At 61.4% G+C, this 22,608-nt stretch carries 18 protein-coding genes and 1 pseudogene; all 19 read left to right on the forward strand.

Annotated features, from left to right (window positions below):
- The first annotated feature begins 127 nt into the window (after positions 1–127).
- The 19 genes and pseudogenes from BX591_RS34115 (at position 128) to BX591_RS34205 (ending at position 22,592) form a co-directional block, all read left to right on the forward strand.
- Positions 128–1,489, forward strand: a complete 1,362-nt coding sequence (locus BX591_RS34115; protein ID WP_244147199.1) for an Orn/Lys/Arg family decarboxylase — start codon at positions 128–130, stop codon at positions 1,487–1,489.
- A 232-nt stretch (positions 1,490–1,721) separates the two neighbouring features.
- Entirely contained in the window at positions 1,722–2,948 is a 1,227-nt protein-coding gene (locus BX591_RS34120; protein WP_111935712.1) for an arginine deiminase, read from the forward strand.
- A 31-nt stretch (positions 2,949–2,979) separates the two neighbouring features.
- Positions 2,980–3,984: an ornithine carbamoyltransferase gene (locus tag BX591_RS34125; RefSeq protein WP_111935713.1), complete on the forward strand. Its 1,005-nt coding sequence runs from the start codon at positions 2,980–2,982 to the stop codon at positions 3,982–3,984.
- Positions 3,985–3,995: 11 nt separating this feature from the next.
- Entirely contained in the window at positions 3,996–4,982 is a 987-nt protein-coding gene (locus tag BX591_RS34130; RefSeq protein WP_111935714.1) for a carbamate kinase, read from the forward strand.
- Positions 4,979–7,351, forward strand: coding sequence for an HAD-IC family P-type ATPase (locus BX591_RS34135; protein WP_244147196.1), 2,373 nt, complete (start codon positions 4,979–4,981; stop codon positions 7,349–7,351). Before BX591_RS34130 ends, BX591_RS34135 begins: the two co-directional genes overlap by 4 nt.
- Before the next feature lie 128 nt (positions 7,352–7,479).
- Positions 7,480–8,358, forward strand: coding sequence for a PRC-barrel domain-containing protein (locus BX591_RS34140; RefSeq protein ID WP_111935715.1), 879 nt, complete (start codon positions 7,480–7,482; stop codon positions 8,356–8,358).
- 55 nt (positions 8,359–8,413) lie between these two features.
- On the forward strand, positions 8,414–9,787 hold the full coding sequence (locus tag BX591_RS34145) for a class I SAM-dependent methyltransferase (RefSeq protein WP_111935716.1): 1,374 nt from the start codon (positions 8,414–8,416) through the stop codon (positions 9,785–9,787).
- A gap of 10 nt (positions 9,788–9,797) precedes the next feature.
- Positions 9,798–11,298, forward strand: a pseudogene (locus tag BX591_RS34150) (NAD(P)H-hydrate dehydratase).
- Between the two features lie 276 nt (positions 11,299–11,574).
- Positions 11,575–12,957 (forward strand): NAD-dependent succinate-semialdehyde dehydrogenase, encoded by a 1,383-nt coding sequence (locus tag BX591_RS34155; protein ID WP_111935717.1) that lies wholly within the window; start codon positions 11,575–11,577, stop codon positions 12,955–12,957.
- A 20-nt stretch (positions 12,958–12,977) separates the two neighbouring features.
- Complete coding sequence (locus BX591_RS34160) at positions 12,978–14,171, forward strand: NAD(P) transhydrogenase subunit alpha (RefSeq protein ID WP_111935718.1); 1,194 nt, start codon at positions 12,978–12,980, stop codon at positions 14,169–14,171.
- Between the two features lie 25 nt (positions 14,172–14,196).
- On the forward strand, positions 14,197–14,559 hold the full coding sequence (locus tag BX591_RS34165; protein WP_035553042.1) for an NAD(P) transhydrogenase subunit alpha part 2: 363 nt from the start codon (positions 14,197–14,199) through the stop codon (positions 14,557–14,559).
- A gap of 10 nt (positions 14,560–14,569) precedes the next feature.
- On the forward strand, positions 14,570–16,024 hold the full coding sequence (locus tag BX591_RS34170) for an NAD(P)(+) transhydrogenase (Re/Si-specific) subunit beta (RefSeq protein ID WP_111935719.1): 1,455 nt from the start codon (positions 14,570–14,572) through the stop codon (positions 16,022–16,024).
- Between the two features lie 40 nt (positions 16,025–16,064).
- Positions 16,065–17,099 carry a zinc-dependent alcohol dehydrogenase gene (locus BX591_RS34175; RefSeq protein ID WP_111935720.1) on the forward strand — a complete coding sequence of 345 codons (1,035 nt, stop codon included), beginning with the start codon at positions 16,065–16,067 and terminating at the stop codon, positions 17,097–17,099.
- A 12-nt stretch (positions 17,100–17,111) separates the two neighbouring features.
- Positions 17,112–18,935, forward strand: coding sequence for an NAD(P)H-dependent oxidoreductase subunit E (locus BX591_RS34180; RefSeq protein WP_111935721.1), 1,824 nt, complete (start codon positions 17,112–17,114; stop codon positions 18,933–18,935).
- Positions 18,932–19,654 (forward strand): 2Fe-2S iron-sulfur cluster-binding protein, encoded by a 723-nt coding sequence (locus BX591_RS34185; protein ID WP_111935722.1) that lies wholly within the window; start codon positions 18,932–18,934, stop codon positions 19,652–19,654. The genes BX591_RS34180 and BX591_RS34185 overlap by 4 nt, the downstream gene beginning before the upstream one ends.
- Positions 19,651–20,226, forward strand: a complete 576-nt coding sequence (locus BX591_RS34190) for an NADH-quinone oxidoreductase subunit B family protein (RefSeq protein ID WP_244147198.1) — start codon at positions 19,651–19,653, stop codon at positions 20,224–20,226. The genes BX591_RS34185 and BX591_RS34190 overlap by 4 nt, the downstream gene beginning before the upstream one ends.
- Before the next feature lie 20 nt (positions 20,227–20,246).
- Complete coding sequence (locus BX591_RS34195) at positions 20,247–21,761, forward strand: Ni/Fe hydrogenase subunit alpha (RefSeq protein WP_111935723.1); 1,515 nt, start codon at positions 20,247–20,249, stop codon at positions 21,759–21,761.
- Entirely contained in the window at positions 21,758–22,252 is a 495-nt protein-coding gene (locus BX591_RS34200; protein WP_111935724.1) for a hydrogenase maturation protease, read from the forward strand. The genes BX591_RS34195 and BX591_RS34200 overlap by 4 nt, the downstream gene beginning before the upstream one ends.
- Positions 22,245–22,592: a hydrogenase maturation nickel metallochaperone HypA/HybF gene (locus BX591_RS34205; RefSeq protein ID WP_111935725.1), complete on the forward strand. Its 348-nt coding sequence runs from the start codon at positions 22,245–22,247 to the stop codon at positions 22,590–22,592. Before BX591_RS34200 ends, BX591_RS34205 begins: the two co-directional genes overlap by 8 nt.
- The last annotated feature ends 16 nt before the right edge of the window (positions 22,593–22,608 follow it).

Below are 22,608 nucleotides of genomic sequence, written 5' to 3' on the forward strand. Positions count from 1 at the left end.
GAGTTAGGGCGAGGTTACTCGGGCACCGCCAGACGAAAGGGGCGGCAACAGACAAACCGAACCTACTGCCACCGCGCCACATCTCGACTCTACCGCCGTAATCGAACAATGTACCTACGATGGCACCATCTACGACGCTCAGCTACTCGTCAAGAAATTGGGCTCGCTATGCGATTACATCCTGTTCGATGAGGCGTGGGCCGGTTTTATGAAATTCCACCCGCTCTTCAAAGGGCGATTTGCGATGGGAGTCGACGGACTTGACGGCAACTCGCCCGGCATCATCGCGACGCAATCGACCCACAAGCAGCTGGCTGGATTTTCACAGGCTTCACAAATCCACGTGAAGGATGCGCATCTGGATGGCCAACGACGGCAGGTGAGCCACCGACGGTTTAATGAAAGCTTCATGCAGCATTCGTCAACTTCGCCGTTCTACCCGCTGTTCGCGTCGCTCGACGTTGGGGCACAGATGATGAAGGGCCGTTCGGGCGAAGTGCTATGGGACGACACGATCAAGCTCGGCATCGAATTACGCAAAAAAATTCGCGCGCTGCGGCACGAATACGAGGCAACCGAGCCGCAATCCGAAAGGCAGTGGTTCTTCGAGCCGTTCGTGCCCGACGTGGTCGAGACGGGTGGGCGCAACGTCCGCTGGGAGGACGTGTCTACCGACGAGCTTGCGAGTGATGCGCGGTACTGGGAACTTGCTCCAGATCAGACCTGGCATGGCTTCGCGCAACTTGCCCCCGGCTACGCGATGACCGATCCGAACAAGTTGACGCTGATGACACCGGGATTCGACCGGCGCACCGGCGCTTACGCGGAGCATGGCGTTCCAGCACCCGTGCTTGCGCAATTTCTGCGCGAGCGCCGCATCGTTCCGGAGAAAAACGATCTCAACAGCATCCTGTTCCTGTTGACGCCGGGCCTGGAGGCCAGCAAGGCAGGCACGCTGCTGTCGGCGCTTGTTCGCTTCAAGTCGTTGCACGACGATAACGCGCCCCTCGACGAGGTCATGCCCGATTTCGTCGCCGCACACCGGGTCCGTTATGAGGGCGTCGGTCTGCGCGACCTGTGCGGCGAGATGCATCGGTTTTACCGCGAGCATAACGTCAGTCTCTTGCAGCGAGAGCAATTCCGGTCGTCGCATTTCCCGGAGCCAGCCATGACGCCACAGGCAGCGATGTATGAACTCGTCCGTAACAACGTGGAGTTGTTGCCGATTACGGAAATCGGAGGTCGGATCGCCGCGACGCTCGGCCTTGTCTATCCGCCAGGGATCGCGGTCGTGGTATGCGGCGAGCGTTATAGCGATCGTGCGCAACCCATGCTCGATTACTTCAAAACTTTCGAGGAGGGCGGAAACCGCTTCCCAGGCTTCGAGAATGAGCTGCAGGGTATTTACCGGAAGACTGAATCGGATGGCAGCGTGCGGCTCTATACCTACGTTCTGAGACCTGACGAACGCGAACATGAGCAGCGTTGATTCCGGGCCCCAGTTTGAACCGCCGGCTACGTGGGGTAAGGCGTGCCATGCGCGCGCAGATTTTGACGGTCCGCGTCCGCTACAGTTTGGCTGGACACCTGTCCCGGTACGGCACCGTACCGACTCCCTTTGCTTAAGGTCGCATCGTGCTTGTGAAGAAACCCGGCGAAATATTCGCAGCGCGGGTTCGCCGTGACGGCGCCAGGCGTAGCGATCGCAAGGAGAAGCACCCATGACCTTAGGCGTTCATTCTGAAGTCGGCAAGCTTCGCACGGTGATGGTGTGCCGACCCGGACTGGCCCACCGACGGCTTACGCCTGCCAATTGCGGGTCATTGCTGTTCGACGACGTGATCTGGGTGGATCGGGCGATCGAAGATCACGCGTACTTCACGGCGGCGATGCGTGAGCGAGCCATCGAGGTGCTGGAATTCGGGGATTTACTGACCGATGTGTGCGCCAGTCGCGTTGCGCGCGACTGGATTCTGGACCGCCGCATCGTCGAGGAAGAGGTTGGGACCGGCATGTTGCGGGAGCTGCGTATGTGGCTCGCGGAGATGCGTCCGGAAGGGCTGGCCGAGTTGCTTGTAGGCGGTGTGGCGAAGGCCGAATTGCCGTTCGATGCGCGCGGTCTGTTCGGCGGATATCTGGAAAATTCCGATTTCGTCATCCAACCGCTCGTCAATCTGATCTTTCAGCGAGATCCCAGCGCGTGGATCTACGACGGGGTCGTGCTGTCCCCGATGTTCTGGCCCGCACGTAGAAAAGAGGGCTTGCTGCTCGATGCGATATACCATTTTCACGCGCGTTTCTCAGGCGCGGCCAACATGTGGTGGGGAGACGACCCGGAACAGCATTTCGGCGCCGAAACGCTCGAGGGCGGCGATGTCATGTCGATAGGACAGGGCGTCGTGCTCATGGGAATGGGCGAGCGTTCCAGCCCTCAGGCAGTGACCCGGTTGGCGCGCCGGCTGTTCGCAGCTAACGGCGCGCGGCGGGTGATTGCATGTCAACTGGCAAAGATGCGGACGTCGATGCATCTGGACACGATATTTTCGTTCCTGGATATCGATCTTGTCAGCATCTATCCGGAGATAGCAGACCGGATTCGTTGCACCAGTCTCTATCCGGGCGACGTGCCGAGCGAAGTACGCTATGAACGTCATGAACAGACCTTCCTGCAAGTGGTGGCCGGCGCGCTCGGCGTGCACACGCTGCGAGTCCTGACGACCGGTGGGGACACTTACGCAGCCGAGCGTGAGCAATGGGACGACGGCAACAACGTACTCGCGCTCGACCGCCGGGTCGTCCTTGCCTACGACCGCAATACCTACACCAATCAGAAAATGCGGGATGCTGGCGTCAACGTGATCAAAGTCCCGGGCGGCGAACTTGGGCGAGGCCGCGGCGGTACGCATTGTCTGAGTTGCCCGGTCGCACGCGATCCGGTCGAACTTTAAGCCTTGGGCCGCCTGCCCAACTACGGACTCAATCATGTTCAACGTACACAATCGAAGCTACCTGACGCTGATGGAATATACGCCGCGTCAGATTCACTTTCTGCTGGATCTGTCGCGCGATCTGAAGCGGGCGAAGTATGCGGGAAATGAAAGCCAGCGTCTGAGCGGCAAGAACATCGCACTGATCTTCGAGAAGACGTCGACACGTACCCGTTGCGCGTTCGAGGTGGCCGCACACGATCAGGGCGCGCACGTGACGTACCTGGACTCAAGTGGCTCCCAGATTGGTCATAAGGAGTCGATCAAGGACACCGCGCGCGTGCTCGGCCGAATGTTCGACGCAATCGAATACCGCGGCTTCGGTCAGGATGTCGTCGAAGAACTCGCGAAGTTCGCCGGCGTACCGGTCTACAACGGTTTGACGGACGAGTTTCATCCAACCCAGATGCTCGCCGACATGCTCACGATGCGTGAGTTCAGCGATAAACCTTTGCATGACGTGGCCTACGCTTACGTCGGCGACGCGCACAACAACACCGGCAACTCGCTGATGATCGTCGGCGCGAAGCTGGGTATGGATGTGCGGCTCTGTGCGCCGCGTCACCTGTGGCCTCAGGATGAACTGGTTGCGCAATGTCGCACCATTGCTACCACAACCGGTGCGCGCCTGACGTTGACCGACCAGCCGCATGAAGCGGTCAAGGGTGTCGACTTCATTTACACCGACGTCTGGGTCTCGATGGGCGAGCCGTTCGAGAAATGGGGCGAGCGGATCAAGGAATTGCTGCCGTACCAGGTCAATGCTGCGCTGCTTGCAGCTACCGGCAACCCGCGCGTCAAGTTCATGCATTGTCTGCCCGCGTTTCACGACACGCGAACAGAGCTGGGCAAGAAGATAGCCGATGAGTATGACCTTGCAAGCGGTGTGGAAGTGACCGACCAGGTGTTTGAGTCCGACGCTTCGATCGTGTTCGAGCAGGCGGAAAACCGGCTGCACACGATCAAGGCGATTCTGGTCGCAACGCTTGACGGATAACGGAGGTTGAGATGCGCATTGTGGTCGCACTTGGCGGAAATGCTTTGCTCAGGCGCGGGGAACACCCGAGCGTCGAGGCTCAGCGCGAAAACGTGCGGCGCGCGGCCGCACAACTGGCGGAAATCGCAAGCGGCAACAGCCTCGTGATCGTCCATGGCAATGGCCCTCAGGTGGGGCTGTTGGCGTCGCAAGGCATGAGCATGCCGGAAGACGAACGCTTCCCGCTCGACGTACTGGATGCTGAGACAGAAGGTCTGGTCGGCTATCTGTTAGAACTCGAGTTGCGCAACAGTTTGCTGGGCCAGCGGGTTTGTACAAGCATGCTGACCATGGTCGAAGTGAATCCCGACGATCCCGCTTTCGCGCTGCCCGACAAGCCGATCGGCGCGATGTACAGTCAGGCTGATGCGAATACGGCCACGCGTGAGAAAGGTTGGACGATGGCGCTGGATGGTCCGGCATACCGGCGCGTGGTTGCGAGTCCCAAGCCCGTGCGCATCCTTCAGATCCAGCCTGTGCGATGGTTGCTCGCGCATGGGTCGATCGTGATCTGCGCGGGGGGCGGAGGCATTCCGGTCGTCGCCGGGACGAGCGGGAGCTATCGGGGCGTGGAAGCGGTCATCGACAAAGATCGTAGCGCGGCGCTACTCGCGAGAGAGATCGAAGCGGATCTGTTTGTCATCGCAACGGACGTGGGAGGTCTCTACCTTGATTGGGGCACGGTGTCGCAGCGGCCGGTTCGCCGCGCGAGTCCTGACGCGTTAGGCAAGCTAGGTTTTGCGGCTGGTTCGATGGGGCCGAAGGTGGAAGCGGCCTGTGAGTTCGCCATACGTACGCGCAATCGCGCGGTCATTGGTTCACTCGATGACATCGGAAAGATGGTCGCCGGCACCGCCGGCACCGCCGGCACCTCGATACTATTGGGTCAGGCACAGATCGAAGAAGGGCCAGGAGATATCGATGTCCGCAGCAATGAGAGTCCGGAGCCGATCACGTGAGCGACACGGTCCTGGCAACACCCGCGCCGGCAGCTGATAAGGCGGCCGTCTCCAACGCACCCGCACCAGGCGGTCTAAGCTCCAGTGAAGCTCGCCAGCGACTCGCCAAGTCCGGCCCGAACGCCATGCCTGACACGTCGGTGCATCCCTTGCGCGCGGCAATCGGGAAATTCTGGTCTCCCGTGCCGTGGATGCTCGAAGCCGCGATCGTTCTGCAGTTGGTGCTTGGCAAGTATGTCGAGGCGGGCATCATCGCCGGGCTGCTGGTGTTCAACGCCGTGCTTGGGCTGTTTCAGGAAAGCCGTGCTCAGGCCACGCTCGCGGCGCTGAAGTCACGCCTTGCATTGAACGCGTCGGTCTGCCGCGACGGTAAATGGTCGACCGTTGCCGCTGCTGACCTCGTGCCGGGCGATGTCGTCAAACTCTCGCTCGGGGGCATCGTGGCGGCGGACATGCGTCTGCTGTCGGGCAGCGCACTACTCGATCATTCGATGCTCACCGGCGAATCGGTACCCATCGAAGCCGCGGCCGGTACGCTGACTTTTGCGGGCGCGCTGGTGCGCCGCGGCGCGGCAGTGGCGGTAGTTATGGCTACGGGCACCAACACACGTTTCGGCCGCACTGCCGAACTGGTTCGCACCGCACACGTCGTAAGTTCGCAGCAGAAGGCTGTACTACTGGTCGTCCGCAATCTCGCCATATTCAGTGGTGTTGTAATCGTGCTCCTGATCGGCGGTGCGTTGTATTTGCGGATTCCGTTTGCCGACATCATCCCGCTGGTGCTTACCGCCGTGCTGGCCTCGATCCCGGTTGCGCTTCCCGCCACTTTCACGTTGTCGGCCGCACTCGGCGCACGCGCGTTGGCTGCGCGCGGCGTCCTGTCAACACGACTGACCGCGGTGGATGAAGCCGGGACCATGGATATCCTGTGCGCAGACAAGACCGGCACGCTGACGCGCAACGCACTGACAGTGACGACGGTGTGGCCTGGCCCTGGTGTCGACAAAGGGCGCGTACTCCTCCTTGCGGCGTTGGCGAGCGTGGAAGGTAGCCAGGATCCGGTCGATAGCTCGATTCGGGCGGCCGCCTCAACCGACATCGTGGCGAGTGCATTGAAGCTGACCGACTTCACGCCCTTCGATCCGGCTAAAAAAATGTCAGAAGCGAGCGCCACCGACTCGAGCGGCGCCACGCTAAAAATCATGAAGGGCGCATTCGCGGTCATTGCAGCGCTCGCGGAGCCTTCGCCAGCTGCCGCTGCGGAAGCAAGCGAACTGGAGGGGAAAGGCTTTCGGGTGTTGGCGGTGGCGACCGGCGCACCCTCGGCAATGAAGCTCGCCGGGCTTATCGCGCTAAGCGACCCGCCGCGCGACGACTCTGCCGCGCTTGTGACTGAGTTGCATGGCCTTGGCGTGCGGGTCACGATGGTGACGGGTGACGCGCCGGCCACCGCCGCGATCGTCGCGCATGCGGTGGGGCTCGATGGCGCGACGTGTCCCCAGGGCTCCATTCCAGCCGATATCAGGCCTGACGCCTATGCGGTGTTCGCGGGCGTATTGCCCGAGGACAAGTACAAACTCGTCAAGGCGTTTCAACACGGCGGCCACATTGTCGGGATGTGCGGCGACGGCGCGAACGATGCACCCGCGCTGCGTCAGGCGCAGATCGGCATTGCTGTATCAACGGCAACCGACGTCGCGAAATCGGCCGCCGGCATGGTACTTACCGAGCCGGGGCTCAGGGGTATTGTGGCGGCGGTAAAAGAAGGGCGAGTCACCTTTCAGCGCATTCAGACCTATACGCTCAATTCGATCCTCAAGAAAATCGTCACTTCGATGCTCCTCGTGATGGGTCTGGTGATGACTGGACAGGCCGTGCTAACGCCGCTTCTGATGGTGATCCTGATGATCGCGGGCGACTTCCTCGCGATGTCGTTGACCACCGACAACGTCGATCCGTCGCCCACCCCCAATGCATGGAAGATCGGCAACCTGACGCTCGCCGGCATTGCGATCGGCGTGGCATTGCTCGCGTTCTGCGGCGGTGGCCTGGCCATCGGCCACTACGTTCTGCATCTCGGGATGGGTGGACTGCGCACGCTGACGTTCGTTCTTCTTGTGTTCGGCAGTCAGGCAACGCTCTACGCCATCCGTGAACGCCGGAAAATGTGGGGCCCACGTCCGAGCCTCTGGCTGATCGTTTCGTCTGTCGCCGATATCCTGATCGCTTTGATCCTTGCTGTTGGCGGAATCGCGATGGCACCGATTTCCGCCGGGGTGGCCGCCTGCGTGCTGGTGGCGGCGATTGTATTTGCGGTTGCGCTGAACGCGCTCAAGATTCCCATCTTCCGACAACTGAATATTGCCTAGTCAGTCGATGTCGTGAGTAGTTTCCGAGTCTGCCCATGCTGCTCATTGCTCATTAAGATCAAGGTGCCTGCCGCAAACTGTGCTCGCATTTGCGAGGTACTTGAAACGGTGACAATGAGGAAAGCGAAATGAAATTATCTATATTGGCAGGGTATCTGGCTGCGACGACCTGTTTGGGACTCGCCTGTTCGGTTTCTGCTGCGGCGAACTCGGCAGGCACTGCCGCCGTTCACACCACTGCACCCTCCAAGGTGGTAGGCGGAGCGCAGAAATGCCTCTCGGACCTTCATACCTTCAATCTGTCCATCGCTAAAGACGGTTACTGGCTGGGTGGGTCTCGCTACGGATACGGCTCCCCCGCAAACGCCTCAGGTTATGGTTGGTACGGCTACCCTGGCGATGAATACCCGGCTGTCGCATCAGATGGCGTCAGAGACGCCCGCCCCGGTTATGAAATTCGGGCTCTGCTAGTCTCGGCAAATATTCTCGCTCGACACGGTCAGCAGCAGCAATGTGAAGCGCTACTCACCACGAGTCGCGGAATCTACCAGAGCTACGTGAGCAGCTTGCACGGCAACAGCGCGCCGCTAGCGAGAATGAATGGTTGGGAGCAGCGCCAGATTGCTTCCGCGCAGCCTGTCACCGGTCAGAATATTTCGTTCAATTCAGACCAGCTTGTCGGCACCGAGGTTCGCAACCCACAAGATGAAGCATTGGGTAGTGTCCATGACATCGTGACAAGTCCGCAGACCGGCAAGATTGCGTATCTGGTGATCGGTCGGGGCGGTGTATTCGGGATCGACGAGAAATATGTCCCGGTTCCATGGGCAGACTTCAAGGTAACGCCGAACGTCAGCCTCCTGGTTCTGACTGCAACACCCAGTGCAATGAAGGCTGCGCCGGAGGTTAGTGGCACCCAGCTCAATAATGGCGCCAACTTTAACGAGGTCAGTCAAAAGGTAGACGCGTATTGGAAGACCTCGCTCTCGAAAGCGGACCCCGAGTGAGTTCGTCGCGTCGCGGTGCCCAAAGTCTGTCCACTGAACCACCGAGGCGGAGTTCATGTCGCTTTCCCGTTACTTGCTCCGAACGGCGGAACAACGCCTTGCCGATCTACCGCTGGCGTGTTCCATCCGGCTTCCCGGTGGACAGCGCTTCGGCGCGAGCCACCCTCGTCTCGCATTCATTGTCCGCGATATGCGTACGCTCCTGCATCTGGCGCAGGGTGCGATCGGACGGTTAGCCGAAGATTACGTGGAAGGGCGCCTTGAAATCGAAGGCAATATGCGCGACCTGATGGCGACAGCACCGGCCTTGTTCGGCGACGATCCCACCCGGGAGGCGGAAGGCTGGCTCCCTCGTTTAATCAATCGAGCCCAACGTAACATATGGGAACGCCGCCATCACAGTCGCGCGAGCGATAGTGCGCAGATCCAGCGGCACTACGACGTGTCCGACGATTTCTACGCCCTGTGGCTCGACCCGAAGCGGGTTTACTCGTGTGCTTACTTCGCCCATCCGTCCATGACGCTTGCCGACGCGCAGGAGGCGAAACTCGACCAGATTTGCAAAAAACTCAGACTTCGTTATGGCGAGCGTTTCATCGACATCGGTGCAGGCTGGGGTGGGCTCCTGCTATGGGCGGCGGAGCACTATGGCGTTGACGCTACCGGGATCACCCTGTCGAGAAATCAATACGAGTATGTCAACCAGCTGATTGAAACCAGGGGCTTGCAAGGCAGGGTGCGCATGCTTTTAATGGACTATCGCGATATCGACGAATCGAGGCCATTCGACAAGGTGGCATCCGTAGGCATGTGCGAACACGTAGGCCGGCCCAACCTGATTCCATACTTCGCCAAGATATACCGGGTGCTCAAGCCGGGTGGTCTTCTGATGAATCACTGCATCACAGCAGGTGGCGCAGAGCACGCCCCGCTCGACGGCGGCATGGGGGATTTCGTCGAAAAATACATTTTCCCTGGCGGTCAGCTCGTGCATGTCGGCGCCATGCTGGATGCGATGACACGTGCAAATCTCGAGCCCGTGGACGCCGAATGTTTGCGCCCGCACTATGCCTTGACACTATGGCACTGGGCCGACGCATTGGAGTCGAGTCTCGGTGAAGCGAGGCGCGTGCTCGGTCCAGATGCCGAACGGATCCTCCGCGCTTACCGCCTGTACCTTGCCGGTTCCGCGATGGGATTCGAGAGGGGTTGGACGTCGCTGTTTCAGGTTCTTGCCTCCCGCCCCGATGGCATCGTTGAAGCACCCGACCAGCGGGCGCCTGGACTGTTTGCTACGCAAAGCGAGTATCCCTTCAATCGCACTTATATGTGCCGCGACGATAGCCAACGGTTAGCGGCTCATGCTCGGCCCCACGAATTGGCGGACATGGAAGAGGCGCAACATGAACCCGCTGACAGCACTACTTGATGCGCAACAAATGAAGGAGTCGGATCGCCTCACGGTTGCCTCCGGTATTGCCGGAGTCGCGCTAATGGAGAACGCGGGCCGGCCGGTGGCGCAAGAAATCCAGAAACGCTGGGCGCGCTGCCCCGTTGTCGTGTTGTGCGGACCGGGGAGCAACGGTGGTGACGGCTTCGTCGCAGCCAGGCGGCTGGCTGAGGCCGATTGGCCAGTGCGCATTGCGCTGCTTGTGCCGAGGAACAGCTTGCGCGGTGACGCGGCCTATCACGCTGCACTTTGGCGAGGCCCGGTTGAACCAATGACGCCAGCCGCGCTGGACGGTGCCGCGCTGGTTGTCGATGCGATCTTCGGTGCGGGCCTGAGCCGCGCGCTTGAGGGGTCTGCAGCTCAGACACTGGCAGCCGCAGCGGCGCGCAAGCTGACGATCGTTGCTGTCGATGTCCCGAGCGGGTTAATGGGCGACACCGGCGCCGACATGGGTGCAGTGCCTGCAGCGCTCACCATCACCTGCTTTCGCAAGAAGCCCGGACATCTGCTTCAGCCGGGACGCAGGCTGTGTGGTGAACTGGTAGTGGCAGACATCGGAACACCCGAATCGGTGTTCGAACAGGTCAGCCCGAACACGTTCGAGAACGATCCGGCGTTGTGGACTCACGCTCTGCCAGCGCTTCAGGTCGACGGAAACAAATATACGCGAGGTCACGCGCTCGTCTGGGGTGGCTACCCGACTATGGGGGCGGCCCGCATGGCCGCCCGCGCTGCGGCACGTTCGGGTGCGGGGCTGACCACTATTGCAGTGCCGGAGGTTGCGCTTCCGGTCTACGCAGCGGCGCTCACCAGCATTATGGTGAGTGCGCTTGCCGCACCGGGTGATTTAGAACGACTGCTTGCTGATCGCCGCTACTCAGGCCTGCTGATCGGCCCAGGAGCGGGTGTAGGCGATGCGACCCGAACGCATACGCTGGAGATGCTCAATACTCGCCGGGCAACCGTGCTCGATGCCGACGCGTTGTCGAGTTTCCATGATGATCCGCATCTGTTGTTCGGCGCTATCGCCGGGCCGTGTGTCATCACTCCGCACGAGGGCGAATTCGTTCGTCTGTTCGACGTCGCAGGTGACAAGCTCTGCCGCGCGTCTGAGCGATGCCGTTGTCGTGATAAAGGGCAGCGATACGGTAATCGCCGCTCCCGATGGCCGCGCCATCGTCAATGCCAATGCGCCGGCAACTCTTGCCACCGCTGGCGCGGGGGATGTACTAGGCGGCATCCTGCTCGGCCTTTTGGCTCAAGGGATGGAGCCATTCCTTGCATCCGCTGCCGCTGTCTGGCTGCACGGCGCCGCGGCGGCGGCATTTGGCCCCGGGCTGCTGGCTGAAGACCTGCCGGACCTCCTTCCCGGCGTGTTACGAGGTCTTGGAGGGCTGGTAGCGGCACAAAATGACAGCCCCGCCATTCTCGTGTCGACAATTGCCGAGGTATTGCGCGCGCCGACTCACGAATACGCCCGGGTAATTTGACGCGGCGGGTTCAAAGCCGAACTGCAGTGAGTATTTTCCGAGGCTGTTGTTCCTGTGCAGTGCGGCCTAGGATGGAACATCCCCGTAGATGAAGCGACTCATTAACTTTGTCGAGACAAGATGCGGAAATGACAGATGAATTGTCCAGCACCAGAATATAACGCCATTTCTTACTGATTGTTAGGATGGCGAATTGAGTGACTGGTTTTGGTGTGACGTGTGCTTTCTGCCTATTGATAGGGTTCAAGCACACTTTCATTTAAAGAGAGTACCAACATGGCTTACCAAAGCGTCAACCCCAACACCGGCAAGGTCCTGAAGAGCTTCGACGAGCTCAACGACAACCAGCTTGAAGAGGCGATCGCCACCGCTGAATCGTGCTTCAATAAGTGGAAGCACACAACCTACGCACAGCGGGCAGAGATCATTTCCAGGGCCGCAGCCCTGATGCGCGCGAACGTCGATGAATTCGCCAAACTGGCGACCCTTGAAATGGGCAAACGCATCGATGAAGCGCGCGGAGAAGTGAAGTTCAGCGCAGATATCCTCGCCTACTACGCAGAGCACGCACAGACCTTCCTCGCGCCGACGAAGCTGCATCCGAAAGTCGGCGAGGCCCATATGGAAAACAGCCCATTCGGCGTGCTTTTCTGTGTGGAGCCGTGGAATTTCCCGTATTACCAGTTGGCCCGCGTCGCGGGGCCACACCTGATGGCAGGCAACGTGCTGGTGGTCAAGCATGCCGGGTGCGTACCGCAATGCGCGATTGCCTTCGAGAAGCTTCTGATCGACGCAGGTGCACCAAAGGGCGCTTACACCAATTTGCTGATCTCGCACGAACAGTCCGACCGCGTAATTGACGATCCGCGTATCAAGGGCGTGGCCTTGACTGGCAGCGTCGAAGCCGGCCGAAGCATTGCCGCGCGAGCCGGACAGAACCTGAAGAAGACGTCGATGGAGCTAGGCGGCAGCGATGCGTTCATCGTGCTCGACGACGCCGACCTCGAAAAGACGATCCCTTGGGCCGTATGGGGGCGCATGTATAACGGCGGCCAAACCTGTTGCGCGGCCAAGCGGTTCATCGCGGTCGACTCGATTGCAGACAAGTTTCTCGCGAAGTTCCAGGCTGCGCTGTCCGAGTTGAAGGCCGGCGACCCGATGGACGAGAAAACCACCCACGGTCCGTTATCGACTGAAGCGGCGCTTGTGCAACTCCTCAAGCAGGTCGACAGCGCGGTGGCACATGGCGCCACGCTGGTGATGGGCGGCAAGCGCATCGACCGGCCGGGGTCGTTCATGGAAACCACGATCCTCACCGATATCAAGCCGGACAACCCTGCTTTCCGTGACGAGTTCTTCGGCCCGGTCGTGTCGTTCTTCCGCGTGAAGGATGAAGCCGCTGCGATTGCGCTCGCCAACGACTCCGACTTCGGGCTCGGCGGGTCGGTCTTCACGGCAGACGAATCGCGCGGTAAGCGGGTGGCCAGCGGCGTCGAAACCGGGATGATGTTTATTAACAACATCGACTGGTCCGATGCGGAACTTCCGTTCGGCGGCATCAAGGATTCCGGTTACGGGCGTGAGCTCGGCAACATGGGCATCCAGGAGTTCGTCAATACGAAGCTGGTTCGCACAGCCCACCTCGACGCTCCGGCCTGATCGCCGCAAGGAAGCCCGCCATGTATATCAACGTTGCCGTGTTGACGGAAACCCGAGCCCATGAGCGCCGTGTGGCGCTCGTGCCCTCCGTGATCCCGAAACTGGTCAAACTGGGTGCCCGGCTGCACATGCAGCCGGGGGCGGGCGCAGCCATTCATCTGGACGACGCGGCCTTCCCGGATGTCGCCTTCATTGCCGACCGCACGGCGCTCGTCAAAGACGCCGATGTCGTGCTCGCCGTGCAGCCTCCCGCGCTGGAAGTGGTCAGCGCGATGAAGGAGGGTGCAATTCTCGTTTCATTCATCTATGCCCACAACGAGCCGGCGCTCGTGAAGCGCCTGCTGGAAAAGAAGATCACCTGTTTCGCGATGGAGCGTGTGCCGCGCATCACGCGGGCGCAGTCCATGGACGCGCTGTCGAGCCAGTCCGCGCTCGCCGGTTACTACGCGGTGCAACTCGGTTCGACACATCTGGCCCGCGTGGTGCCCAAGATCACCAGCGCAGCCGGTTCGATCGGACCGGCTCACGTCCTGGTGATGGGACTCGGCGTCGCAGGGCTGGAAGCTATCGCTACTGCGCACCGGCTCGGCGCGGTCGTAGAGGGCTACGACGTGCGGCCCGAGACCCAGGAGCAGGCACTCTCGCTGGGCGCGACCTTCGTCGATACCGGCATCGACGCGCGCGGCAAAGGAGGCTATGCCCGCGAGTTGACCGACGATGAGAAGTCCAAGGTGGCGGAGGTGCTGACGAAACACATCCAGAGCGCCGATCTGATCATCACAACCGCCGCGATTCCCGGCAAAACCTCACCCAAGCTAATTAGTCACGCACAGGTCGCCGGCATGAAAGCGGGCTCCGTGATCGTCGATCTGTCGGCCGAAGGCGGTGGCAACTGCGAAGACACGCGGCCCGGCGAGATCACCTGCATCGGCAACGTGACGATTGTGGCGCCGCTGAACGTGCCCTCGCTGCTTGGTGAAGACGCAAGCGAGTTGTACGCGAAGAATCAGTACAACCTGCTGGCGCTGTTCATGAAAGACAACGTCGTCGACATCGACTGGAGCGACGAGGTGCTCGCTAAAACGGTGCTTACGCATGCCGGCGAGAACAAGGCCGATGAGAGCGACAAGGCCGCGAAAGCCGTTTCTGAGGCACACGGGCCGCATACGAAAGGCCCGCACGCGAAGCCAGCCACTCCCGTGACTCCGGCATGAACGTGCCCCGACTGAGGACATTGCAATGGACTTCCAGATCAGCATTTCCGGCTTCGTCGCGCTTTATATCTTCATGCTGGCGGCGTTTGCCGGCTGGGTGATTATCGGCCGCGTGCCGGCCATCCTCCACACGCCGCTGATGTCGGGCTCGAACTTCGTGCACGGCATCGTAGTGGTGGGCGGGATCTATGCGCTGCTGAACGCGAGCACGGTGCAGGAGCAGGTCATCGGTTTCTTTGCCGTGCTGCTCGGCGCGGGCAATGCCGCGGGCGGATACGCGGTCACCGACCGCATGCTCGCCATGTTCAAGACCAGCGACCACACAGCGGGGCACGGCGGGCACGGCAAGACCGGTACCGTCAAGTCCATCCACGTGAAGAAACATTGAGGGCGTCGCCATGTTGATCCTGATCTCTCACATCGGCATCGGCGCGGTCGATCTCGCCGCTGCCTTTCTCTTCCTGTATGGCTTGCACCGCATGTCGTCGCCGGTAACGGCGCCTTCGGGCATCTTCGTGGCCGGCATCGGCATGGCGGTCGCCGTATTGGCGAGCTTTCTGTACGCGTTCGACGTGGGGGCGGCGGCACGGCCCAATCTGCCTGTCAACCTCGGCCTCGCCGTCGTCGCATTGGCGCTGGGCGGCGGGGTGGCCTGGTGGGGCGGTCGCAAGGTGGCCATGACCGCCATGCCGCAAATGGTGGCGATCTACAACGGCATGGGCGGCGGCGCGGCCGGCGCGATTGCTGCGGTCGAACTGTTCGGCAACAAGGCCCCGGGTGCAGGCGCACTCGTCATGACCTTGCTCGGCGCATTGATCGGCGCGGTGTCGCTGTCGGGCTCGCTGATTGCCTGGGCCAAGCTCGATGGGGTCATCAACAAGCCGGTCCGCGTGAAAGGGCAGCAGGTATTCAATGGGCTGGTGCTGCTGCTGACCGTCGCGGTGGGCGTCTACATTGTCGTCGCCAGCGCGGATAAGGCCGCGTTGCTGCTGACCATGCCCATGTGGATCTACATCTTCTTCGCTTGCGCGCTGGCGCTCGGCATTCTGATGACGCTGCCGATTGGCGGTGCCGATATGCCGGTGGTGATTTCCATCTTCAACGCCTTCACAGGACTCGCAGTCGGCATCGAAGGGTACGTGTTGCAGAACCCTGCGTTGATGATCGCAGGCATGGTGGTGGGCGCGGCCGGCATGTTGCTGACGCTGCTGATGGCCAAGGCCATGAACCGCTCCGTGAGCAACGTGATTTTCACCAACTTCGGCGACGTGGCGTCGACGCACAAGCAGGGCAAGATCAAGGGCGAGCTCAAGCCTACCCAGCCGGGCGACGCCGGCATCGCGATGCGCTATGCCGCCTCGGTGATCATCGTGCCGGGCTACGGTCTTGCTGTCTCGCAGGGGCAGGGCAAGCTCTACGAATTTGTCAAACTGCTGCAGGCGGGCGGCGTCTCGGTGAAGTTTGCGGTTCACCCGGTGGCAGGCCGCATGCCGGGCCAGATGGACGTGTTGCTGGCAGAGGCCGGTGTTCCCTACGACATGATCTTTCAGCTCGAGGATATCAACGACCAGTTCGCCACGACTGACGTGGCGCTGATAATCGGCGCCAACGACGTAGTGAACCCGGCCGCGCGCACCGACAAATCATCAGCCATCTACGGCATGCCGATCCTCAACGCCGATTACGCCAAGCAGGTTTTCGTGGTCAAGCGGGGTGAAGGCAAGGGCTACGCCGGCATCGTCAATCAACTCTTCTACGCAGACAACTGCAACATGGTCTATGGCGACGCCCAGGCCGTGCTCATCAAGATGATCGAAGCGGTCCGCGGGCTCGGTTTGCCCGCTGTGGCGTAGCAGGTAGAGCGCTCCGTTTATCGCAACCGAGGAACAAGCCATGACATCCACAATGCAAGCTGCTGTTGTCGAACAGTTCGGCAAACCGCTGGCGCTCAAGGAACTCGATATTCCTGAGCCTGGCCCAGGCCAGATTCTTGTGAAAACCGAAGCGTGTGGTGTATGCCACACCGATTTGCATGCCGCGAATGGGGACTGGCCGTTAAAGCCTTCGTTGCCGTTCACGCCGGGTCATGAGGGTATCGGCATTGTCGCCGCGCTTGGGGCGGGCGTTACGGCGGTGAAGGAAGGTGACCGCGTAGGTGTGCCATGGCTCTACTCTGCCTGCGGACATTGTGAGTTTTGCCTTGCTGCCCGCGAGCCCGTGTGCGCCGAAGCGCAGTTTGGCGGCTATACGAAGAACGGCGGTTTCGCCGAATACATCGTCGCTGATCCGAACTACGTCGCTCACATACCAGCGCATCTGGCGGCTCGTGACGCGGCGCCACTGATCTGTGCGGGGATCACTTCCTACAAGGGCATCAAGGAGACGCAGGCACGGCCTGGTGAATGGGTCGTGATCTCGGGCATCGGCGGTCTCGGGCATCTGGGTGTTCAGTATGCGAAGGCGATGGGCCTGCACGTGTGTGCGGTCGATATCGACGACGGCAAACTCGCGCATGCCAAACGCCTCGGCGCGGATGCTACGGTCAACGCGAAAGATGGCGATCCGATCGCTGCTGTCATCAAAGCCACCGGGGGCGGCGCCCACGGCGTGCTGATCACGGCGCCGTCGCTCGGGGCATTCAAACAGGGCGTCGGCATGACACGAAAATGCGGCACCTGTGTGCTGGTTGGACTGCCACCGGGTGAGTTTCCGACACCGTTGTTCGATGTCGTCGCGAACTGCATCACGATTCGAGGCTCGTTCGTCGGTAGTCGCGGAGATATGGCCGAAGCGCTTGCCTTTGCCGCTGATGGGAAGGTGAAGGCCGATATCGAACTGCAGCCGCTCTCGGCGATCAACAATGTGTTCCAACGCCTTGCGCATGGCGATGTGCCGTCGCGCGTGGTGCTCGAATTCGCGAAGGCTTGAGGGGAGCACGCCATGGTGGCTTCCGCATCCAGTCTTGCGCGGCACGCCGACGTTCCGGGCGAGCCGGTCGCTGCGCTACTGGCGCGCTACGGCGGCAGTCCATATGCGCTCGTGCAGATTCTGCGTGAAGCCCAGTTGCAACACGGCTGGCTGCCGCGCGCCATGCTGGCTGAACTGGCGGACGGACTTGGCCTGACCCTCGCTCACGTGGAGGGCGTGGCGACCTTCTACCGCTTCTTTCATACCAATCCGGTGGGCGAATACCGCGTGCTGTTTAGTGACAACATCACCGACCGCATGCTCGGCAACGTATCGTTGCTCGACGACCTGTGTCAGCGGCTGGGCGTCGAACGCGGCAAGACGCGCGCCGACGGCCGCGTCAGTGTGGATTTCTGCTCCTGCACGGGTTTGTGCGATCAAGGACCGTCGCTCCTGATCAATCACCATCAGGTGGTGACGCGGCTCGATGCCGCGCGTGTTGGGACGCTAGCCGGGCTGATCGAAGCAGGCGTGCCGCTGACCGACTGGCCGACGGAATGGTCCCGCGTCAACGACCACGTCCGGCGTGCCGACGTGCTCCTCGGCACGTCAATCCGTCCGGGTGAAGCGATTGCCGCTGTTCTCGCGCGCGGTGTCCCGGGTTTGTTCGACGAGATGAAGCGTTCTAACCTCCGTGGACGCGGCGGCGCAGGCTTCGTCACCGGCATGAAATGGCAATTGTGCCGGGACGCAAAAGGCAGCGAACACTACATGGTGTGCAATGCCGATGAAGGCGAACCCGGCACGTTCAAGGATCGTGTGCTGCTGTCGCGCCATCCCGACATGGTTTTCGAAGGGATGACGATCGGAGCGCTCGCGATCGGTGCGCGGCATGGCATGCTCTATTTACGCGGCGAGTATCGCTACCTGCTGGAGCCGTTGCTCGACGTGCTGCAGCGCCGCCGCAACGCGCATCTGCTGGGCGCATCGATTCTGGGGCAAGCAGGTTTTGACTTCGACATCGACATTCACGTCGGTGCCGGTGCGTACGTGTGCGGGGAAGAGTCGTCGCTGATCGAGTCGCTGGAAGGCAAGCGCGGCACGCCGCGTATTCGTCCGCCTTTTCCCGCCGAGCGTGGCTACCTCGGACAGCCGACCGCAGTCGATAACGTCGAGACGCTCTGCGCCGCGACGCATATCGCGTTGAAAGGCGGCGCGTGGTGGGCCGCGATCGGCACGCCGAAATCCACCGGTACAAGCGTTCATTCCGTGTCGGGAGACTGTGATCGGCCGGGCATCTATGAGTATCCGATGGGCACCAGCATCGATCGCATTCTGGACGATTGCGGCGCGCGCGACACCCAGGCGGTGCAAGTGGGCGGTCCATCCGGCAAGTGCCTGTCGGCGCTGGAGTTCGGCCGTCGCATTGCGTTCGAAGATGTGCCGACGGCAGGCGCATTCATGGTGTTCGACCGATCACGCGACATGTTCGAAGTAGCGCGCAACTACGCCGGTTTCTTCGCGGAAGAGAGTTGTGGATTCTGCACGCCGTGTCGTGTCGGCACCGCCCTAGTGGTCAAGACCATGGACAAACTCGCTGCGGGCCGAGGCTCGCGCCGCGACGTCGACGTGCTGTCCGACATCGACAGTCTGATGCACGGCACAACGCATTGCGGTCTGGGCGGCGCGGCGTGCAACGCGTTGCACGACACCATTGTCAAGTTCCGGCCCGCTTACGAGCGGCGTTTGACCTCGCTAAGGTTCGAGCCGGCTTTCGATCTCGACGCCGAACTGGCGGACACCCGCCGCATTACCGGGCAAGAAGGCGCGACCGCGCCTCTGGAGAGTCCATCATGAACACGCCCGTTCAAACCGCCGCTACCTTTTCGCTCGATGGCGAAGACGTACCCTTCGAGCCGGGTGAAACGATTCTGCAGGCGGCGCGGCGCGCGGGGCGTTATATCCCGCACCTGTGCTGGCATCCAGACTTTCATCCGCAGGGATCGTGCCGCGTGTGCACAGTGAAGGTCAAGGGTCGCGCTGGCTCGGCGTGCACCCTTCAGACCGCTGCGGGCGAGGTGGTGGAAAGCAATACAGATGAACTCAACGCCGAGCGCAAGATGTTGCTGCAGATGCTGTTCGTCGAAGGCAATCACTTTTGCCCGTCGTGCGAGAAAAGCGGCAACTGTCTGCTGCAGGCGACGGCCTACGAGATGAACATGGAAGACGTGCTATTCCAGGAGTTCTATCCGCGCCGCCCGATCGACGCCAGCCATGCCGACGTGATGATCGATTTTAACCGCTGCATTCTGTGCGAACTGTGCGTGCGGGCGAGTCATGACATCGACGGCAAGGAGGTGTTTGCGATCGCCGGGCACGGTATCGGCACGCATCTGGTGGTCAACAGTATGAGCGGCTTGCTAGTCGATAGCGACATGGCGCTATCGGACCGCGCCGCGAGCATCTGTCCGGTGGGCGCGATCCTGCCGAAACGGCGCGGCTTCGTGATCCCGATCGGGGTGCGCCGCTACGACCCGCATACGGCCGCCGACGTCGACACGCAGGAGGCCTCGTGAGCACGCTCATGAATGTCGACACCGCCCATCAACCGCATAAGTGGAAAGTGGCAACGGTGTCGCTGGCGGGCTGCTTCGGCTGCCACACGTCCTTCCTCGATATCGACGAACGCCTGCTGACGCTGATCGAGCACGTCGAGTTCGACCGCTCGCCGCTCACCGACATCAAGGAAGTCGGCAAATGCGATATCGGTCTGATCGAAGGCGGCGTGTGCAATGCCGAGAACGTGGCGGTGCTGCGCGCGTTTCGCGGCAACTGCAAGACGCTGGTGGCGATGGGTGCGTGTGCAATCAACGGCGGTCTGCCGGCCGAGCGCAATCGTTTCGATCTGGCCGATGTGCTCAATGAGGTCTATCACGATCGTCCCGGCCTGAGCGAAGGGAGTGCGATTCCGAACGACCCCGAACTGCCGCCGCTGCTTCGGCAGGTACGGCCGATCCACGCGGTCGTGCATGTGGACTATTTTCTGCCCGGTTGCCCGCCTTCGGCGGATGCTTTCTGGAGTTTTCTGAACGACCTGATGGCCGGGCGCACGCCGCTCCTGACCCATGCACTGATGCATTACGACTGAGCGCCGGAGACTGAACCGCCATGAGCTTCGACCTCGAGACTGCCGCCCATCCAGAGGGCCTGCGCCGGATTGCGATCGACCCGGTTTCGCGCGTGGAGGGCCACGGCAAAGTCACGATCCTGCTCGACGAGCAGCAGCGCGTGCAGCAGGTGCGTCTGCACATCGTCGAATTCCGCGGCTTCGAGAAGTTCATCGAAGGCCGGCCCTACTGGGAAGTCCCGGTGATGGTGCAGCGCCTTTGCGGGATCTGCCCGGTATCGCATCAACTGGCCGCATGCAAGGCGATGGACCTCGTCGTGGGCGCGCAGCCCATTACCCGCAGTGCCGAGAAGATCCGCAGGCTGATGCACTACGGCCAGGTGATGCAATCGCATGCGCTGCATTTCTTCTACCTGGCGTCGCCCGACCTGCTGTTCGGCTTCGACTCGGACGTAAACCTGCGCAACATTGTGGGCGTGGCGCAGGCGCATCCCGACATCGCCAGAAAAGGCATTCTGTTGCGCAAGTTCGGTCAGGAGCTGATTCGTGTGACTTCGGGCAAACGTATCCACGGCACCGGTTCGATACCGGGCGGCATGAACAAGCACGTCAGCCAGGCTGACCGCGACATGCTGCGCAAGGACGCGGACCAGATGATCGAGTGGGCGGCCGAAGCCGTGGACGTCGTCAAGCAGTTGCACGCGCAAAACCGCGTGCTTTACGACAGTTTCGCCAGCTTCCCCTCGAAGATGCTGTCGCTCGTGCGAGCGGACGGCGCCATGGACCTCTACGACGGCGTGCTGCGCGCTCGCGATGCCGACGGTCAGATCATCCTCGACGGCGTGAGCGACCAGCGCTACAGGGACCTGATCGAGGAAGAGACTCGACCCTGGACGTACATGAAGTTTCCGCATCTGCGCAGCATCGGACGCGAAACCGGCTGGTATCGGGTCGGACCGCTCGCACGCGTGCAGAACTGCGACTTCATTCCGAGTCCTTTGGCCGAGGCGCAGCGCAGGGAGTTCGTCGACTGGGGCAAAGGATCGCTGGTGCATGCGACGCTTGCCTACCACTGGGCACGCATGATCGAGGTCCTCCACACGGTGGAGGTGATCAGGGATCTGCTGGACGATCCGGACATCCTGCAAGGCGATCTGATGGCCGGTGGCGAGCGCCAAGGCGGTGGCATCGGCATGATCGAAGCACCGCGCGGCACGCTGATTCATGATTACCGCGTGGGTCCCGACGATCTCATCACGATGTGCAATCTGATCGTTTCCACGACGCACAACAACCAGGCCATGAACGAGGCCGTGCGCTCGGTTGCGCGCGAGTATCTGGACGGCAAGGAATTGACCGAAGGGTTGCTCAACCGCATCGAAGTGGCCATCCGCGCCTTCGATCCGTGCCTCTCTTGCGCGACGCATGCGCTAGGCAAGATGCCGCTGGACGTGGTGCTGCTAGATGCCGGCGGTGGACTGGCGGACCATGTCACGCGCTCGGCCGACGGCGAACTTTCCCGCAATCTGGCGGCGCCTGTAGGAGTCGAGGAATGACGGCGCCACTGCTGGTGTTCGGTTGGGGCAATGTGAGCCGCGGCGACGACGCGCTCGGGCCTTTGTTCGTGCAGCAAATGGGCGCGCTCGCTGGATCCTCCGTCGGCATCCGCGTGGACTTTCTGGAGGATTACCAGTTGCAGATCGAGCATGCACTTGACCTGACGGGCCGCGAGCGGGTGCTGTTTGTCGACGCCAGTCTGAATTGCGCCGCACCGTTCGAAGTGACTAGGCTCCATGCCGCACGCGACGCGAGTTTCACCACCCACGCCATGTCGGCGCAATCTGTGATGCAGGTCTATCGCGAGCTTTCCGGCATGGCGTCGCCTCCGTGCACGCTGCTGGCGATTCGCGGTACAGGGTTTGAACTCGGTGAGTCGCCGGGAAGGCAGGCGCTCATCAATCTTTCGCAGGCCCTCGTTTGGGGTCAACACTGGCTTGATGGCAACGCTTTACTTGAGCCGCTCACGCAACAGGCTTCTCATGCATGAACTCAGCCTCGCCGGCGGCATTCTACGGATGATCGAAGCCACAGCTTCCCGGGAGCATTTCCTGCGGGTCGCGCAACTGCGTCTCGAAGTCGGTGCGCTGGCAGGTGTCGAGCCGCAGGCGCTGCGCTTCGCGCTGAGCGCCATCATGCCCGGCACGTGTCTCGCGGGCGGCGAGATCATGATTGACGAGACCCCTGGCCTTGCGCGCTGCCTGGACTGCGGCGCGAGCTTGGAAATTGCCAGCCATCTCGACTCGTGCTCGCGATGCGGCGGCTATGCCTTGCAAGCAACCGGAGGCACCGACCTGCGAATCGTCGACCTCCTTGTGATCAACGATTGAACGTATCTGGAGAGAA

Origin of the sequence: Paraburkholderia bryophila, assembly GCF_003269035.1 — a bacterium.
GTDB lineage: Bacteria > Pseudomonadota > Gammaproteobacteria > Burkholderiales > Burkholderiaceae > Paraburkholderia > Paraburkholderia bryophila.

Bases quoted from the DNA above. Each gene is read 5' to 3' on its own strand.
- BX591_RS34120 (WP_111935712.1), top strand. From the start codon at position 1,722: ATGACCTTAGGCGTTCATTCTGAAGTCGGCAAGCTTCGCACGGTGATG.
- BX591_RS34130 (WP_111935714.1), top strand. From the start codon at position 3,996: ATGCGCATTGTGGTCGCACTTGGCGGAAATGCTTTGCTCAGGCGCGGG.
- BX591_RS34140 (WP_111935715.1), top strand. From the start codon at position 7,480: ATGAAATTATCTATATTGGCAGGGTATCTGGCTGCGACGACCTGTTTG.
- BX591_RS34145 (WP_111935716.1), top strand. From the start codon at position 8,414: ATGTCGCTTTCCCGTTACTTGCTCCGAACGGCGGAACAACGCCTTGCC.
- BX591_RS34155 (WP_111935717.1), top strand. From the start codon at position 11,575: ATGGCTTACCAAAGCGTCAACCCCAACACCGGCAAGGTCCTGAAGAGC.
- BX591_RS34160 (WP_111935718.1), top strand. From the start codon at position 12,978: ATGTATATCAACGTTGCCGTGTTGACGGAAACCCGAGCCCATGAGCGC.
- BX591_RS34165 (WP_035553042.1), top strand. From the start codon at position 14,197: ATGGACTTCCAGATCAGCATTTCCGGCTTCGTCGCGCTTTATATCTTC.
- BX591_RS34170 (WP_111935719.1), top strand. From the start codon at position 14,570: ATGTTGATCCTGATCTCTCACATCGGCATCGGCGCGGTCGATCTCGCC.
- BX591_RS34175 (WP_111935720.1), top strand. From the start codon at position 16,065: ATGACATCCACAATGCAAGCTGCTGTTGTCGAACAGTTCGGCAAACCG.
- BX591_RS34180 (WP_111935721.1), top strand. From the start codon at position 17,112: ATGGTGGCTTCCGCATCCAGTCTTGCGCGGCACGCCGACGTTCCGGGC.
- BX591_RS34185 (WP_111935722.1), top strand. From the start codon at position 18,932: ATGAACACGCCCGTTCAAACCGCCGCTACCTTTTCGCTCGATGGCGAA.
- BX591_RS34195 (WP_111935723.1), top strand. From the start codon at position 20,247: ATGAGCTTCGACCTCGAGACTGCCGCCCATCCAGAGGGCCTGCGCCGG.
- BX591_RS34200 (WP_111935724.1), top strand. From the start codon at position 21,758: ATGACGGCGCCACTGCTGGTGTTCGGTTGGGGCAATGTGAGCCGCGGC.
- BX591_RS34205 (WP_111935725.1), top strand. From the start codon at position 22,245: ATGCATGAACTCAGCCTCGCCGGCGGCATTCTACGGATGATCGAAGCC.